At 44.3% G+C, this 15,411-nt stretch carries 14 protein-coding genes; 4 read left to right on the plus strand and 10 right to left on the minus strand.

Annotated features, from left to right (window positions below; genetic code table 11):
- The first annotated feature begins 47 nt into the window (after window positions 1-47).
- Entirely contained in the window at window positions 48-764 is a 717-nt protein-coding gene (locus tag ACPD8L_RS16120) for a TrmH family RNA methyltransferase (RefSeq protein WP_423944586.1), read from the plus strand.
- A gap of 54 nt (window positions 765-818) precedes the next feature.
- Here the strand turns inward: ACPD8L_RS16120 and porT are convergent, their stop codons facing one another.
- The gene (gene porT, locus ACPD8L_RS16125; protein WP_116217677.1) at window positions 819-1,517 is read right to left on the minus strand and encodes a type IX secretion/gliding motility protein PorT/SprT; all 699 of its coding nucleotides are present in this window, start codon (window positions 1,515-1,517) and stop codon (window positions 819-821) included.
- A 4-nt stretch (window positions 1,518-1,521) separates the two neighbouring features.
- Window positions 1,522-2,250, minus strand: a complete 729-nt coding sequence (gene ubiE, locus ACPD8L_RS16130) for a bifunctional demethylmenaquinone methyltransferase/2-methoxy-6-polyprenyl-1,4-benzoquinol methylase UbiE (protein ID WP_423944589.1) — start codon at window positions 2,248-2,250, stop codon at window positions 1,522-1,524.
- Window positions 2,251-2,445: 195 nt separating this feature from the next.
- Between ubiE and trkA the strand changes: the two genes are divergently transcribed.
- Both trkA and ACPD8L_RS16140 read left to right on the plus strand, forming a co-directional pair.
- A complete protein-coding gene (gene trkA, locus ACPD8L_RS16135) occupies window positions 2,446-3,795 on the plus strand; it encodes a Trk system potassium transporter TrkA (RefSeq protein WP_116217429.1) in 1,350 nt (449 codons plus the stop codon).
- Window positions 3,795-5,285: a TrkH family potassium uptake protein gene (locus tag ACPD8L_RS16140; RefSeq protein WP_421808870.1), complete on the plus strand. Its 1,491-nt coding sequence runs from the start codon at window positions 3,795-3,797 to the stop codon at window positions 5,283-5,285. The genes trkA and ACPD8L_RS16140 overlap by 1 nt, the downstream gene beginning before the upstream one ends.
- 144 nt (window positions 5,286-5,429) lie before the next feature.
- Here the strand turns inward: ACPD8L_RS16140 and ACPD8L_RS16145 are convergent, their stop codons facing one another.
- Together ACPD8L_RS16145 and ACPD8L_RS16150 are read right to left on the minus strand one after the other, a co-directional pair.
- Window positions 5,430-6,614, minus strand: a complete 1,185-nt coding sequence (locus ACPD8L_RS16145) for a pyridoxal phosphate-dependent aminotransferase (RefSeq protein WP_423944593.1) — start codon at window positions 6,612-6,614, stop codon at window positions 5,430-5,432.
- A gap of 16 nt (window positions 6,615-6,630) precedes the next feature.
- Window positions 6,631-7,731: a fatty acid desaturase family protein gene (locus tag ACPD8L_RS16150; protein WP_116217432.1), complete on the minus strand. Its 1,101-nt coding sequence runs from the start codon at window positions 7,729-7,731 to the stop codon at window positions 6,631-6,633.
- 114 nt (window positions 7,732-7,845) lie between these two features.
- Here ACPD8L_RS16150 and rsmG point away from each other — a divergent pair, with 114 nt between their 5' ends.
- Window positions 7,846-8,487 carry a 16S rRNA (guanine(527)-N(7))-methyltransferase RsmG gene (rsmG, locus tag ACPD8L_RS16155; protein ID WP_423944596.1) on the plus strand — a complete coding sequence of 214 codons (642 nt, stop codon included), beginning with the start codon at window positions 7,846-7,848 and terminating at the stop codon, window positions 8,485-8,487.
- A gap of 288 nt (window positions 8,488-8,775) precedes the next feature.
- On the opposite strand, the gene ACPD8L_RS16160 is transcribed toward rsmG, so the two are convergent.
- The 6 genes from ACPD8L_RS16160 to pruA all read right to left on the minus strand — a co-directional run bounded on the left by ACPD8L_RS16160 (window position 8,776) and on the right by pruA (window position 15,403).
- Window positions 8,776-9,732, minus strand: coding sequence for a hypothetical protein (locus tag ACPD8L_RS16160; RefSeq protein WP_423944599.1), 957 nt, complete (start codon window positions 9,730-9,732; stop codon window positions 8,776-8,778).
- A 31-nt stretch (window positions 9,733-9,763) separates the two neighbouring features.
- Complete coding sequence (locus ACPD8L_RS16165) at window positions 9,764-10,591, minus strand: alpha/beta hydrolase family protein (RefSeq protein WP_423944601.1); 828 nt, start codon at window positions 10,589-10,591, stop codon at window positions 9,764-9,766.
- A gap of 149 nt (window positions 10,592-10,740) precedes the next feature.
- Window positions 10,741-11,778: a DJ-1/PfpI family protein gene (locus ACPD8L_RS16170; protein WP_423944603.1), complete on the minus strand. Its 1,038-nt coding sequence runs from the start codon at window positions 11,776-11,778 to the stop codon at window positions 10,741-10,743.
- Between the two features lie 74 nt (window positions 11,779-11,852).
- Window positions 11,853-12,821 carry a GlxA family transcriptional regulator gene (locus ACPD8L_RS16175; protein ID WP_423944606.1) on the minus strand — a complete coding sequence of 323 codons (969 nt, stop codon included), beginning with the start codon at window positions 12,819-12,821 and terminating at the stop codon, window positions 11,853-11,855.
- A 2-nt stretch (window positions 12,822-12,823) separates the two neighbouring features.
- Complete coding sequence (locus tag ACPD8L_RS16180; RefSeq protein ID WP_423944608.1) at window positions 12,824-13,696, minus strand: creatininase family protein; 873 nt, start codon at window positions 13,694-13,696, stop codon at window positions 12,824-12,826.
- Between the two features lie 78 nt (window positions 13,697-13,774).
- A complete protein-coding gene (gene pruA / locus ACPD8L_RS16185) occupies window positions 13,775-15,403 on the minus strand; it encodes an L-glutamate gamma-semialdehyde dehydrogenase (protein WP_293302632.1) in 1,629 nt (542 codons plus the stop codon).
- Window positions 15,404-15,411: the final 8 nt, after the last annotated feature.

Consider the following 15,411-nt stretch of genomic DNA (forward strand, 5'->3'; position numbering starts at 1 on the left):
ATTAGACCTAAAGAACCCCTCATAGACGCCAAAAATACACGATTTAGATGGTTACAAAAAACCAAATTAAACTAGTTGTAAACCTAAAGCAAAAAAAGTACCGAACTCAACACGGTTTGTTTGTTGTGGAAGGGGAAAAGACGGTTTCGGAGCTGTTGAACGCAGGCTTGAAGCCCTTTGGGCTGTTTGTGGATGAGGTTGAAAAAGGAACGGATTTTAACAATCCGGAATTGGTGTCGAGTACCATATTGAAACAAATGAGTAGCCTGTCCACTCCCAATGGGGTGTTGGGCGTTTTCCATATCCCCGTTCCAAAACCCGTTGATGGGGCAGATTGGGTGGTTGCCTTGGACGCCGTTCGGGATCCGGGCAATTTAGGGACCATTATACGGTTGTGCGACTGGTTTGGGATACCGCATTTGGTCTGTTCCCAAGATACCGTGGATTGTTTTAACCCCAAGGTACTACAGGCCACCATGGGTTCCATAGCCCGGGTCAATATGGCTTACATGGACTTGGGAGCCTATTTGGAAGAAACGGCATTGCCTGTTTATGGTGCTTTTATGGATGGCGACTCGGTATATCAGCAAAAATTACCCTCCAAAGGAGTTTTGGTGATGGGCAACGAGGCCAATGGAATTTCTGAAGCTGTTAGTGGATTGGTCACTACGCGTATTTCCATTCCCCAATATGGAAAAACCACAACCGAAAGTCTGAACGTTGCCACGGCCACGGCCATTCTTCTCAATGAAATCAGAAGATGATTGGATTCGTGGATTCTTGGATTTTTTTGAACTTCACTATCCAACTATCCAACCCTATTCAAAAGTGAAATTGATAAAGATGCCCCGGGTGCGCATGGCATTGATATTCCCGGTCCAAGGACTGTTGGGGTCTTCGTCGGGGACCAATTCATCCGTTAGGGCAAAGACGCCACGTATGGAGGGCGAAAATTTGAAGTATTCTGTATAAATGTCGATACCGAACCCTAGTTCGTACCCATACACATTTTTTTTCATCCGAAACTCCCCGCTGCTGTTGTCGTCCAAACTATCTTCCTTGCTCCCCAAGTTCATGGAGGTGTACACGCCTCCTGTGATAAAAGGTTTCCAGTTACCAATGCGACGGGTACTGGCCTTGATCAATAAGGGAAAACGGATATAGGTGGAGCGGACCTCACGGATGGCGTCGGCTTGTGTGGTAAAACCGGGAAAGCCCAAATTTCTTGAGGTGTACAATAAGCCGGGCTCAAAACGGGCATCCAAAAACTCATTGATGCGCATTTCGCCGATAAGTCCAACATTGAATCCAAAACTTTTCTCTACCAAGATGTCCCGGCCAATATCGTTTTTGTACTCAAATTGAAAATCGTATTGGTTGAAACCGAGGTAGTATCCCCAGTTCAAAAACTTTTTGTCCTCGTTTTGAAGGTTGAGTATGGGGTCTTCCCTAAACTGTGCCGAGGAGGTTGGGCATGCCAGCATAAGCAGGCCAAACAGAAGAAAGATGTTTTTCATCAAACTATTTTGTAGCGACATAAATGGAAGCTGCTCCAAATGTCTGGGGTTTGTTCTCTACTCCTATAAACCCAATTTTGGCCAAAATATTGTTGAAAGCCTCCCCATGTGGAAAAACAGATGCCGATTCGCTGAGGTAGGCATAGGCCGATCGGTCTTTGGAAAAGAGCTTGCCTATAGTTGGTAAAATGTATTTGCAATAGATATTGTACCCTTGTTTAAAAGGAGTTTTTGTTGGCACGGAAGTTTCCAAGATCATTAATATGCCTCCGGGTTTTAGCACTCGGTGGATTTCTTGTAGGCCTTTTTCTAAATCTTCAAAATTGCGGACACCGAAGCCTACCGTGACCGCATCAAAACTTTGGTCGTCAAAAGGCAGATTTTCACTATCGCCCACGATCATTTCAATGCTGTCTTGGAGGTTTTTTTCCTTGATTTTGGTCTTTCCCACTTCCAACATGCCGGGAGAAATGTCCAATCCGATGATTTTTTCAGCTCCAGTTCCCATCATGGCAATGGCCAAATCACCTGTACCCGTAGCGATGTCCAAGAGGGTTTTGGGTTTTTTGGCCGCCAGAAGCTTTACCATCCGTTTGCGCCATTTTAGGTCTATTCCGAAGGAAATTACACGGTTCAAACCGTCATAATCACCAGAAATAGTGTCGAACATTTGCCGAACCTGCTCCTTTTTTCCCAATTCAGATTCCTTGTAAGGCGTAACTTTTTTTGACATCTCCTTATTTTGCTGGCAAATATACAATTTCACCTTATGGGAGGCGTACAAAAATATTTGTGTAATTTTGCCGGGAAACGGGGAACTTTTTCCGTATTATCTTAAGAATATGTCTTTTAGGCCACGGTCACTATTCTTTGTGTCAAATACAGGGCACAAATTGAATCGATTTAACAACACATCTTATTCCAATCAATGAAAATCATTATTGCAGGTGCTGGTGAGGTAGGGTTCCATTTGGCAAAACTTTTGTCCTATGAAGCGCAGGATATTACGTTGATTGATCCAGATAAGGAGAGCTTGACCTATGCCGATAATCATTTGGATATACGGGTGCTTCGTGGTGATGCCACTTCCGTGCAAGTACTTCGGGATGCTCAAGTGGACGGTTCAGATTTGGTAATTGCGGTTACCTCCTCCGAAACCACCAACATTACCCTTTGTTTTTTAGCAAAGCAGTTGGGGTGCAAAAGGACCATAGCCCGTATTTCCAATACGGAGTTCATGGATAACCGTGAACTCATTAAGTTCGAGGAGCTGGGTATTGATGAGTTGATATCGCCCGAACGATTGGCCGCTATGGAAATCCAGCTCATGCTGAACCAATCGGCGTTCAACGATACCTACGAGTTTGAAGGGGGGCTGTTGACCATGTTCGGGGTGATTTTGCCCAGAACGGCCCCGTTTGTGGGGAAAATGGTGAAAGAGGCCGCTAGGATTTTTCCCGAACTTCACTTTATGCCCATCGCCCTACAACGAATGGGAACGCAGTTTACCTTGATTCCCCGTGGGGATACCGTGTTCAAAGAGGGAGACCAAGTGTATTTCATTACCTCGGACAAGGGGGTGGAAGAGCTTTACAAGCTTACCGGGATGCAAAAACAGGACATTAAAAATGTGATGATCTTAGGAGGCAGTAAGGTGGGCTTCAAAACGGCCCGTGACCTGTGCACGAAAAAATTCAATGTAAAACTCATCGAAAAAAATAAGGAAAAAGCCTTTGATATTGCCGATGAACTACCCCATGCCCTGGTCATCAACGGGGATGGTAGAAATGTGGAACTTCTGGAAGAAGAAAGTTTGGAATCCATGGATGCCTTCATTGCCGTTACGGGGAATTCCGAGACCAATATCATGTCCTGTCTGGTAGCCAAGAACAAGCGCATCAAAAAGACCATTGCCCTAGTGGAGAACATGGATTATTTTCAGTTGTCCCATTCCATTGGCGTGGATACGTTGATCAATAAAAAACTGTTGGCGGCCAATAGCATATTCCGCTATATAAGAAAAGGAGAGGTGTTGGCACTGACCCGATTGAACAACCTAAATGCCGAGATATTGGAGTTTGAGGTCAAGGCTTCGTCACTGGTAAACGGGGAGATCATCAAAGAACTGAACTTCCCAAGGGAAGCCAGTATCGGTGGGGTCATTAGAAACGGCGAGGGAATCATTGCTCTTGGGGATTTTAGGATTACGGAAGGAGATCGCGTGGTGGTCTGTTGCCTGCCCAAGGCCATCCCAAGGATAGAAAAGCTGTTCCTATAATGAGGCTCAATACACGAATCATTGTTCACATCATGGGGCTATTGTTGCTTTGCAACGGGTCCTTTATGCTTCTGGCAGCCTTTGCCAGTGGTATTTATAAAGACGGTGCCACCTTGGATATTACCCTTGCGGCCATTGTGACCATGCTCTTCGGGATGATGGCCATGTTCAATACCCGCGGGCACAAAAAGGAAGTAAAACGCAAGGAAGGTTACATTATAGTGACTTTTGGTTGGGTGGTGATGTCCATTTCTGGAATGCTTCCCTATCTCTTTTCTGGGTCTATACCTTCCATTACCGACGCTTTTTTTGAAACAATATCCGGCTATACCACGACAGGGGCGTCCATTTTGGACGATATTGAATCCCTTCCCGAAGGAATTTTGCTTTGGAGGAGTCTGACCCACTGGATCGGGGGAATGGGGATCATTGTGTTGGCCATTGCCATTCTGCCTCTTTTGGGGATAGGGGGGATGCAGTTGTTTGCCGCGGAAGCACCAGGTCCGGCCGGAGATAAATTACATCCTAGGATTACGGACACCGCCAAACGATTATGGTTGATTTATTTTGGATATACCGTTGCGGAAACCGTATTGCTTAAATTGGCGGGAATGACATTTTTTGATGCCATCAACCATGCATTGGCCACCATGTCCACGGGAGGGTTTTCTACCAAAAACGCCAGTTTGGCGTATTGGAACAACGCACCTGTGATCCAGTATATCACCATTGTTTTTATGTTCTTGGCCGGAAGCAATTTTGTACTCAGCTATTTTGCGTTCACAGGACGGGTGCAACGTATTTTAAGGGATGAAGAGTTTAGATACTACTTCGGCTTTGTGGTGATTTTCTCTATTTTGGCCGCATTGGGCATCTACTTTAAGGGTGATGTGCCTGTATCCGATTTTCATCCCATGGTCTGGGGCGAAGCCGAAAGTGCTTTTAGGCATGCCCTGTTCCAGGTCATCGCTGTAATCACTACCACTGGTTTTGTTACGGCAGACTTTACCTCATGGACCCCATTTTTGACCGTTTTCTTTTTTGGGTTGATGTTCTTGGGGGGTTCCGCGGGATCCACGGCTGGTGGGATTAAGGTGATGCGCCATTTGATCATCATCAAAAATGGGGTCTTGGAGTTTAAACGGACCTTGCATCCCAATGCCATTATTCCGGTTCGCTATAATGAAAAGACAGTAACGGAGCATATCGTGTACAATGTCATCGCATTTTTTGTACTGTACATGCTTTTGTTCATCATTGGTTCCTTGGTATTGGGCTTTTTAGGGCTGGATTTTGTTTCGGCCGTAGGTGGGGCTGCCTCATCCTTGGGGAACGTAGGTCCGGCCTTTGGTGACCTTAACCCTGTGAGCAATTACAACAGTTTGCCGCCTGCCGGAAAGTGGTGGTGTGGCTTTTTAATGCTGTTGGGCCGTTTGGAGCTTTTTACGGTCTTGATCATCCTTACCCCTTATTTCTGGAAGAAGACATAAAAAAAACCTCTTGATGTTGATACTGCAAGAGGCTTTTTATTATTCTTATTGTTTTTCTGGATTTGTACCCTGAATAAGTTTCAGGGTTTCATCTTAGTCTTTCAGATGAATAAGATGCTGAATCAAGTTCAGCATGACATCAAATTAAACCACAGCCTTGATTCTTGCAATGGCTTCCTTCAATTCTTTTTCTGATGCTGCATACGAGATGCGAATGCAGTTGGGGTTTCCAAAAGCTTCTCCGGTAACCGTGGCCACATTGGCATGCTCCAAAAGGTATAGGGCAAAATCAGAAGCATTGTTGATGGTGGTCCCGTTCAAGGTCTTTCCAAAGAAAGCTGAGATATCCGGAAACACATAAAAGGCCCCTTCAGGAACATTCAAGTTAAACCCTTCAATCTCTCCCAAAAGACCCAATACAAGGTCTCTTCTTTTGTGGAATTCATCGATCATATACTGGATTTTGCTCACGGGAGCTTCCAGAGCGGTGATAACGGCACGCTGGGCAATGGCATTGGCACCACTGGTCACCTGTCCTTGTAGTTTGGTACAACCTTTGGCAATCCATTCGGGAGCACCGATGTATCCAATACGCCATCCGGTCATGGCAAAGGCTTTGGATACGCCATTTACTGTAACGGTCCGGTCGTACATACCCTCAATACCGGCAATGCTCACATGGCCTCCGGCAAAATTGATGTGTTCGTAGATTTCATCGGAAACCACATAGATGTTTGGATGCTTTTTCAAAACCTCGGCCAATCCTTCCAGTTCGGCTTTGCTGTACACAGAGCCACTGGGGTTGCAGGGTGAGCTGAACCAGATCATGCGGGTTTTTGGGGTAATGGCCGCCTCCAACTGGGCAGAGGTCATTTTAAAATCGGTATCAATATCGGTCTTTACCTCCACGGGAACACCTTCGGCCAATTTTACAATATCACTGTAGCTTACCCAATACGGTGCGGGTAAGATTACCTCGTCGCCTGGGTTCAAAACCACCATGGCGATATTGAAAAGGGACTGTTTGGCTCCTGAGGACACCACAATTTGATTGGGGCCGTACTCCAAGCCGTTGTCGCGCTTAAACTTTAGCGAAATAGCCTTTTTTAATTCAGCATAACCATCCACTGGGGTATAACTGCTGTAATTGTCGTCAATGGCCTGCTTAGCGGCCTCTTTGATAAAATCGGGGATGTTGAAGTCCGGTTCGCCCAAACTCAACCCAATAATATCCTTTCCTTCATTTCGTAACTCCCTGGCTTTTGCAGCCATGGCCAGTGTGGCCGACGTGGACATGTTCTGAATCCTGTCAGATAAGTGGTTGCTCATTGATTTTGCTATTTTACTAGTACTGAAGTGCTGGGTTTTTACCCAATTCCTTCAAATGTTTGAAGTGCGAAATTATAGCTTTTCTGGTAGTTTTATACTCGTTGTAAGGCAAATTAAATTCCCGTGCAGTCTGTTTCACAATTTTAGAAATATTTGTGTAGTGAATGTGACTGATATTGGGGAAGATGTGGTGTTCTACCTGATGGTTCAGGCCGCCTGTAAACCAGTTTATTATGCGATTTTTTGTACCGAAGTTCACCGTGGTGAAGAGTTGGTGTATGGCCCATGTGTTTTTCATGTTCCCGCTCTCATCGGGGAGGGGTGTTTCGGCTTCGTCCACAATGTGTGCCAATTGGAATACCACGCTCAAAATTACACCGGCCACATAGTGCATGATAAAGAAGCCCAAAAGTACTTGCCACCACGTAACGCCCCCAAAAATCATGGGGAGTACGATCCAAATGGTCAAGTAAATCAATTTTGTGATGACCAAGGTGCTCCAATTGATTACGGGGTTGGGCAGCTTTCCATAGCTCAATTTACGCTTCATGTAGCGATACATTTGCTGGAAATCTGTGGTCACGGCCCAGTTGAAAGTCAATAATCCATAAAGGAAAATCGAGTAATAGTGTTGGAACTTGTGGTGCTTTTTCCATTCGGCATGTTTGGAAAAGCGAAGAATCCTACCTGCTTCCATATCTTCATCATGCTCATGGATGTTAGTGTAGGTATGGTGCAGTACATTGTGTTGTACTTGCCAGTTGTATACGTTTCCTGCCAAGATGTAAATGCTGCTTCCCATGAGTTTATTGACCCATTTTTTATTGGAATATGCACCATGGTTGCCATCGTGCATCACATTCATGCCCACTCCGGCCATTCCAACACCCATGACAATGGATAGGATAACATAGGCCCAAAAGGGAAGGTTCAACGTTAAAATCAAAAAATAGGGAGTCAAAAATAGGGCGAACATCACTATCGTCTTCAAGTGAAGTTTCCAGTTCCCGGTCTTCTTTATGCCATTCTCATTGAAGTATTCATTTACTCTTTTGTTCAGTGTTCTGAAAAACTGTGCAGAATCCTTTCGTGAAAACCGGATGGTGGTCTTGTCCATAAAAAAAATTTTAGCAAAGGTAACCAAATGGACCGTTAGGGCCCAACACCTTAATGTTAGAACGGTGTTAACCTGTTTAAAAGTATTAGTTTTGCTAAAATTAACAAACCTTAGATGAACATCGAGCTTATCTTCAAATATTTTACAACGCTCACCGATGAGCAGAAAGAGCATTTCCTTGATTTGGAGGCACTGTACCAGGATTGGAACAAAAAAATCAATGTGGTTTCCAGAAAAGATATTGATGAGCTTTACTTGCGCCATGTGCTTCATTCCTTGGGAATAGCAAAAATACAATCGTTCAATGAGGGCTCCCGGATATTGGATGTGGGGACCGGTGGCGGTTTTCCGGGAATTCCGTTGGCCATTCTATTTCCCGAGGTCCAGTTTACCTTGGTGGATGCCATTGGAAAGAAGGTAAAGGTGGTGCAGGAGGTTGTGGAGGGTCTGGGGTTGGACAATGTGACTGCCCATCATACCCGTGTTGAGGATTTGGATGGCCAGTTTGACTTTATTGTGAGTAGGGCAGTGGCCGCCATGCCCACTTTTGTGCATTGGACCAAGGGAAAAATCAAAAAGGACTCTGCCCATGCCCGTAAGAATGGGATCCTCTATTTAAAAGGGGGCGACTTGGAAGAGGAATTGAAAGACTACAAAACCGTCCAAATCTTTGATTTGAGTGAATACTTCGAAGAAGATTTCTTTGAAACAAAAAAAGTGGTCTATTTACCACAAAAGTTTAAAGGGCAGGACTAAATGCTCCACATTCGTTCATAGACCAACCTGCACTTTCTGCAATAGGTCTTTGCGTTTGACCAAATCCGGTCAAACTTATTGGACACGTTTTCTACCCATGTATTGATTCGCTTTCTCATATCGTATGGGATTTATACTACAAAAATACCAAATTACGTTTAGTTTACAATTAATTAACGTTAAATTTACATTTGAAGTGTGTTTATACCTTCCAAAAGCATGTATTTTTAAAACAAACCTTGTTTTATGCAGTTTAAAAACACTGATAATTAGTGATTTAAGAAGAGTCTATTCGTATAGGTATGAGCCGGCTGCTTGACTCATTTTACGATAATCATGCCCAATTTTTGGGACGATCTTAATTTCCCAATTGAACATCGCACCTAATTTTTTGGAATTATTTTGTGACAACTGGTAGAAATATTGCGCTCTCTCCAGACGATGGGAACCTTGTTGGTCTGCTGATTTTGAACGCAACAAAGTACCTCCCGTTTCATTCTCATTGTCCATTTCTCCAATGAAAAGAATCAATTTTTTGCCAAATGATGCTTTTAGGTCATCAACAGTAAGCGAACTATTCTTAAGACCAAATGGTAATGGAGACCCAAAGTCAGGCAACGTATAGAAACCTGAATTGGAAGCCAATATACGGTCTGCTTTTGAAAAGGGGCGGAACAAGGCGAACCTGTGAAGGATTTGCCCGCCAGCCGAATGCCCAAAAATATCATAGGAAGTTTGATTTGATTGAGTTGCTGTAATGGCAAAATCAAAAATTGCATCAAAATCGTTAAAGAGCCATTTTCTTTTTTCAGGATTTATGTGGTATACGAGTTTGTCCTCATCCAAAATAGCTTCATTGGTTCCCTCAACCCATGATACACATTCGGAAATATTTAGATTCTGTATAATGCCACCAAGGTGATAGTCCTCGAACCCGTATTCGCTTTTTGGATACATGGGGGAGAGAACCAGTACATTGTATTTTTCGGAATTTACAATCCAAGCATCCCGGTAGGTATCAGCATTTCTCCCCGCTCCTGGAATCACCAAGATTACTTTTGAATCTGGATTGAAGTTTTTAGGTCTATGATAATACACATTTATTTTACTGGTATCATCCAAGTTTTCTACTTCCATTTGAAAATAACCAGACCCTTCTTGAATGGGGTCTGTGTTCTGTCCCCGAAGGTTTAGAATCGATATGAAAAAGACAAAAGCAAACAAAAATAGTTTTGAATGAATCATGGTATGCATTGGAGTTTAAAAAGTGAGGTGATTATTCTAAAATTCCGATAGTGATCAACCAAGGTTTTACATAAGAGAGAAGGTCATAACGCTCATTGGTTTGGGTGTTGAGAAAGTTATGGTCTCCGTGCGGAAGGATTACCACTTTAAAGTTGGATTTGTTTAAGCGATGCAATTCTTCAATTGTGGCATCTACAGGAATTACGGGGTCATTGGTTCCTAAAAACCAAAGCGCATCTGTTTCAAGTTGCTTTAGAATGTTTCTGGGGTCAAATCCCTTTTCACCGTCAAAATGCTGAAGTTTTTTATGGGCCTTGGCAATGGTAACCCCACTTTCATCCCCATCTCCCGTAAGTTGACTGAAATAGTGTTCTTCACCAGCAGAGACGGCAACACCTTCCCCAATGATCATAAAATCAATAGCCTTGCTTTTTGAAGCTGCCAATGGCATGATCCATCCAGCTTGGCTTCCACCCAATAGACCTAGCTTGGCTCTTTGGAGTTCTGGTTTTTCTTTTATCCAGTTTACGCATGCCAACACGTCAGAAGCTAAAAGGTTGAACCATACTTTGCTACGTGCCACAGAGAAAGATTCGTATGTGCCACCAGATGCCCTAACCCCTCTCTTATCGAAAGCCAATACGGCCATTCCCAACTGTGTTCCCAATCCGGTATAGTAACTTACATCATTGTAGGTCGAAGGAGCAGACCCATGAACAACAATCAAGACTCCATTTATACTGTCACGGTTTATGGGAGAGTAATAAGCGGCATTAAGCATTATGGAATTGTTGGGTATCTGGGCCTCTTCCATAGCATAGCCTTTAAATTGACTTTCTTTTTGAAAGATTAGCTCCATGTTGCAAACTGGGCACAATCCGGGATGGAAGTAGCTTTCTTTGTGACAATCGAAGGCACAGGGAGGGCATCGATATAGCTTCTCTTGACCAATGATGCACTGCAAAAAACAAACACCAATGAGGAGAAAAGGAAATAGGCGGTTGAATATCATAACTTTTTAAATAAGGGGCCATTTTCGGAAAGTGAATATCCAATGATTTTGCCATTCCCGTCCCTTTTGAAAAAAACAGGCTCATTTTGGATATTGGAAAAAATATCCTGGTCCTCATGATATATGGGATAGGAGTTCCCATTTATCTCCGCGCTCAGGTTGCCTTCCTTTTTGTTATAGACAAGCTTTAATTCTGAATCGTTATTGTGCTGGTAGATACCTTCAAAATCTTTGAAAAATTCCAACGGCTTTTTGTCGATATACGGATTGTCATTGGAAAGGATCAATCCGTCGCCCAACTTCCAATTGTCGTACTCCATGTAATATGCGGTTCGCTTGGCTGCATTCAGGCCTTGTAGTTTGGCCACTAAATGCAAGGCACCGTCTATTCCGGCAGAAATGCCTGCTGTGGTAATGACCTTTCCGTTATCTACAAAACGAACATTTCTGCGTACATTGATTTGAGGGTGGCTTGTTTCCAAATTGTCAAGAGCACTATGAAAAGTCGTGGCCGTTTTACCATTCAAGATACCGGCTTCCGCCAAGACAAAAGCCCCGGTACATACTGAAAAATGGTATTGTACATTTTTCTGCTTTTGAATCCAATCAATGACTTTCGGGTTTTGGGAAGCGGCTCTGGAGTTTCCTCCGAAAAAAGCTAAAATGTCAGCTTCTGGTGCATTTTCCACACTGTAGTCGGGTATTATTTTTAAGATACCTTGCGATTTTATGGGCTCTTGGGTGGCCGAGACGGTAAAAACACGGTATCCTGCATAGGCAAAGACTTCCATAGGGCCTGCAAAATCCAACACTTCCACACCATCTTGAAGATAAAAGGCAATGGTTTTGGAGTCACTTTTTTTAATGAGCACCATATTACAGTGCGAGCATGCGCCAGGAGCATCATGCACTTCTTGGTCACATGTTGCGCCACAGGGTGGGCAAATGTATTTGGTTCGTGTGGAAAGAGAGGTTTGGGCCATAGCGAAGTAAGAAATTAGAAAACTTGCGAATAGGAAAATTGACCTTTTCATGATAAATGATTTTGGTCAAAATTAGGTCAAAACAAAGGGGGTGTAAAGGACAACTGTCCGCAGTATTGGGACAATCAATCCTTCCAATCGGAAGGGAGGGAGGCGGTGTGTTTTTTTAGAAGAGACCGTAATTGGTTACTGCTTTGCAACCCACAGGATTCTGCGACTGCACTTACTTTTGAGCCAGTTGAAAGGAGTTGGGTGGCCCGTTCCACCCGTAGTTTATCCAAATAGTCACCAATGGTAATGCCCGTAGTTTTTTTAAATAGCCGGGTAAGGTTTCTTGGACTCATGTGTACGGCATCCGCCAAATCCTCTATGGTGCTTTTGATGCTGAGGTTTTTGGCCAGCAGATCTTGAACTTGATGAACCCTTGTATCGATATGGTTCCGATACTGTAGAAAAACACTGAGTTGCGGGTCGTTTTCAGTTCTTCGGAGGTAGATGACTACCTCTTTGGCAATTTTGGCAGTAAATACGGGTCCGAATAGCTCTTCCATCAAAAAAAGAGCTAAATCGATCCCTGAAGAGACCCCGGCACTGGAATACAAGTTCCCATCTTGGACGATCAAGCGGTCTGAAAGTACCTGTGCTTTAGGAAATCTGGATTGAAAGTCTTCCAAATACCTCCAATGGGTAGTGCATTTTTTTCCATCAAAAAGACCGGACATGGCCACCAAATAAGCTCCGGTGCAGACGGAACAAACTCGAACCTTGTTTTTGTACTGCTCCCTTAGCCAATCAAGAAAAACCGCATATGTTGTCTTGAAATCACGTTTAAAGAACAAATGGGATTCCAGTCCTGGAATAAACAGGAGGTCGTCCGGTTTCAGTGTATGGGCATGGAACGGCGTAAGGTTGCCCAAGGATACTCCGGCACTGGAGGTTTGCTCCGAATCGCCTTCAAGGTTCAAATAAAAGGTTTCTACTTCAATGCCATAGTCCTTGGCTTCATAAAAAAGGTGCGCTGGTCCCGTTAAGTCCAGCAGTTGAACTTCGGGAGGTACCAGAAAAAATGCTCGATGTTTAGATTTTTGGTGCATGTTTATGCATAAAGATCATTAACATTGGCTTGGGCAATATCAATAAATAATTGGCTCATTTTCTCGCATACCAAGGAGAAAAACTTCTCTCCTTTCTCTTTGGTGGCCATACTGGGATTGCCAACTCCGGTATCTTTACTGATTTTGGACCAAGGCCTTTCGGTCCAGGCCCAACCTTCGGAAAAGGCCTTTATTTTGTTCTTTAGTTCCTCGCCATCTCCCCAATCTTCTTTAGGGAGTACCAATTCAGGGGCCAAATGGAGTATAAGGCTGGTTTCCATTTCATCGGCATGATCACCAGGATGATCAAATATCTCTTTTTTTTCTGCCATTCCCGGCCAATGGGTGGTACACAGGAACATGTTCGGGAACAGTAGGCCNGTTTCCATTTCATCGGCATGATCACCAGGATGATCAAATATCTCTTTTTTTTCTGCCATTCCCGGCCAATGGGTGGTACACAGGAACATGTTCGGGAACAGTAGGCCCAATTCCCTAATGATGGCCTTCCAGTTGTTGCCGCCGTGGCTGTTTAAAATCATAAACTTACGTATGCCTTGCCTTTCCAAGACGGTGATGACATCCTTTAGGATGGCAAATTGGGTGCTGGGGTTGAGGTTCATGTCCAAATAAATATCGGATTGACCGGTATTTACTCCAAAAGGAATTGTTGGAAGGGCTATTACCTTACAACCTTGTTCCCATGCCAGTCTTGCAGATTCTTCGGCAATGGCAGTGGCCTCAATGGTATCGGTGGAATAGGGTAAGTGGTAGTTGTGGGCTTCGGTGGCGGCCCATGGTAGAACGGCCAAGTCAAAAGATTCATCTTTTAAGTGTTTCCAATTGGTGTCGGCCAATACGTAAGGTCTAGGCATGTTTTAAGGTTTAGTGGATAAAAAAAGACCGCTATTCCAAATGAGGTATAGCGGCCATGAAATTATGGATTTATTGAGTTACCCCAAAAAAGGATAGCGATAATCTTCAGGAGTTACAAAGGTCTCTTTTATAAGTCGTGGAGACACCCAGCGCAAAAGGTTTTGCATGGAACCTGCCTTGTCATTGGTTCCAGAAGCTCTTGCTCCTCCAAAAGGCTGTTGTCCTACTACGGCACCTGTGGGCTTATCGTTGATATAGAAGTTTCCGGCACAATTTTGCAGTGCTTTTGTGGCTTCATCAATGGCGTAACGATCTGCTGATAGAACAGCTCCGGTCAATGCATATTCCGATGTGCCATCCACCAATTCCAAGGTTTTGCCCCAATCGGCATCCTCATAAATATATACCGTTACCACTGGTCCGAAAAGTTCAGTACACATGGTGGTGTACTTGGGGTCGGTGGTTAAAATGACCGTTGGCTCAATAAAATAACCAACCGATTTATCGTACCCGCCACCGGCAATGATTTCCGCATTGGCATCGGCTTTGGCCTGATCAATGTATTTGGCCAATTTGTCAAAGGAGCCTTCGTGGATCACCGCGGTAATGAAATTGCTCATATCGGCAGGAGAACCAGGTTTGTTGAACGAGGCGATATCTGCCTTGACCAAATCCAAAATTTCATTTGCCGTGGATTTGGGCAAATAGACCCTGGAAGCTGCACTACATTTCTGGCCTTGGAACTCAAAAGCACCCCTTGTAATGGCTGTGGCCACTTGTTGAGGTTTAGCGGTTGGGTGGGCGATGATAAAGTCCTTTCCTCCGGTTTCCCCAACAATCCTTGGATAGGTTTTGTAGTTGTGGATGTTGTTTCCTATCTGCTTCCACAATTCTTTGAACACATGGGTGGAACCTGTAAAGTGGATACCCGTAAAATCAGGACTTGATAGTACGGTGTCCGAAATCATGACCGGATCTCCATAGACCACATTGATGACCCCATCAGGAAGACCTGCCTCCTTGAAGACATCAACAATGACCTTCGCGGAAAAGATTTGACTGTCACTGGGTTTCCAGACCACCACATTGCCCATCATGGCGGCACTTGCAGGCAAATTCCCGGCAATGGCGGTAAAGTTGAATGGGGTTATGGCGTAGACAAAACCTTCAAGGGGTCTGTATTCCACCCGGTTCCAGATACCTTCGGCGGACTCGGGTTGTTCGGAATAGATCTGCGACATGTATTCCACATTGAAACGTAGGAAGTCTACGATTTCGCAGGCAGAATCAATTTCGGCTTGAAAAATATTTTTGGATTGGGCCAACATGGTGGCGGCATTCATTTTGGCACGATACGGGCCGGCAATCAATTCCGCAGCTTTTAAAAAGATGGCGGCACGTTGTTCCCAAGTAAGGTCTGCCCAAGCTTTTCGGGCCTCCAAACCATTGGAAATGGCCTGCTCCACATGCTTTTTTTCCGCCAAATGATAATGGCCTACCACATGCTGGTGCTCGTGGGGCGGGGACATAGGCTTGGTGTTGCCAGTTTTTATTTCTTCGCTACCTATATAAAGAGGCACTTCAACCTTTCCGTTATAATAGGCGTCGTACTGCTTTAGTACTTCCTCGCGCTCGGGAGTGCCTGGCGCATAACTTTTTATGGGTTCATTGACCGCGGTCGGAACTTGAAAGAATCCTTTTCCCATGATACTTC

The organism is Flagellimonas algicida, assembly GCF_049629585.1.
Lineage (GTDB): Bacteria > Bacteroidota > Bacteroidia > Flavobacteriales > Flavobacteriaceae > Flagellimonas.

Bases quoted from the DNA above. Each gene is read 5' to 3' on its own strand.
- ACPD8L_RS16120 (WP_423944586.1), top strand. From the start codon at position 48: ATGGTTACAAAAAACCAAATTAAACTAGTTGTAAACCTAAAGCAAAAA.
- porT (WP_116217677.1), bottom strand. From the start codon at position 1,517: ATGAAAAACATCTTTCTTCTGTTTGGCCTGCTTATGCTGGCATGCCCA.
- ubiE (WP_423944589.1), bottom strand. From the start codon at position 2,250: ATGTCAAAAAAAGTTACGCCTTACAAGGAATCTGAATTGGGAAAAAAG.
- trkA (WP_116217429.1), top strand. From the start codon at position 2,446: ATGAAAATCATTATTGCAGGTGCTGGTGAGGTAGGGTTCCATTTGGCA.
- ACPD8L_RS16140 (WP_421808870.1), top strand. From the start codon at position 3,795: ATGAGGCTCAATACACGAATCATTGTTCACATCATGGGGCTATTGTTG.
- ACPD8L_RS16145 (WP_423944593.1), bottom strand. From the start codon at position 6,614: ATGAGCAACCACTTATCTGACAGGATTCAGAACATGTCCACGTCGGCC.
- ACPD8L_RS16150 (WP_116217432.1), bottom strand. From the start codon at position 7,731: ATGGACAAGACCACCATCCGGTTTTCACGAAAGGATTCTGCACAGTTT.
- rsmG (WP_423944596.1), top strand. From the start codon at position 7,846: ATGAACATCGAGCTTATCTTCAAATATTTTACAACGCTCACCGATGAG.
- ACPD8L_RS16160 (WP_423944599.1), bottom strand. From the start codon at position 9,732: ATGATTCATTCAAAACTATTTTTGTTTGCTTTTGTCTTTTTCATATCG.
- ACPD8L_RS16165 (WP_423944601.1), bottom strand. From the start codon at position 10,591: ATGGAGCTAATCTTTCAAAAAGAAAGTCAATTTAAAGGCTATGCTATG.
- ACPD8L_RS16170 (WP_423944603.1), bottom strand. From the start codon at position 11,778: ATGAAAAGGTCAATTTTCCTATTCGCAAGTTTTCTAATTTCTTACTTC.
- ACPD8L_RS16175 (WP_423944606.1), bottom strand. From the start codon at position 12,821: ATGCACCAAAAATCTAAACATCGAGCATTTTTTCTGGTACCTCCCGAA.
- pruA (WP_293302632.1), bottom strand. From the start codon at position 15,403: ATGGGAAAAGGATTCTTTCAAGTTCCGACCGCGGTCAATGAACCCATA.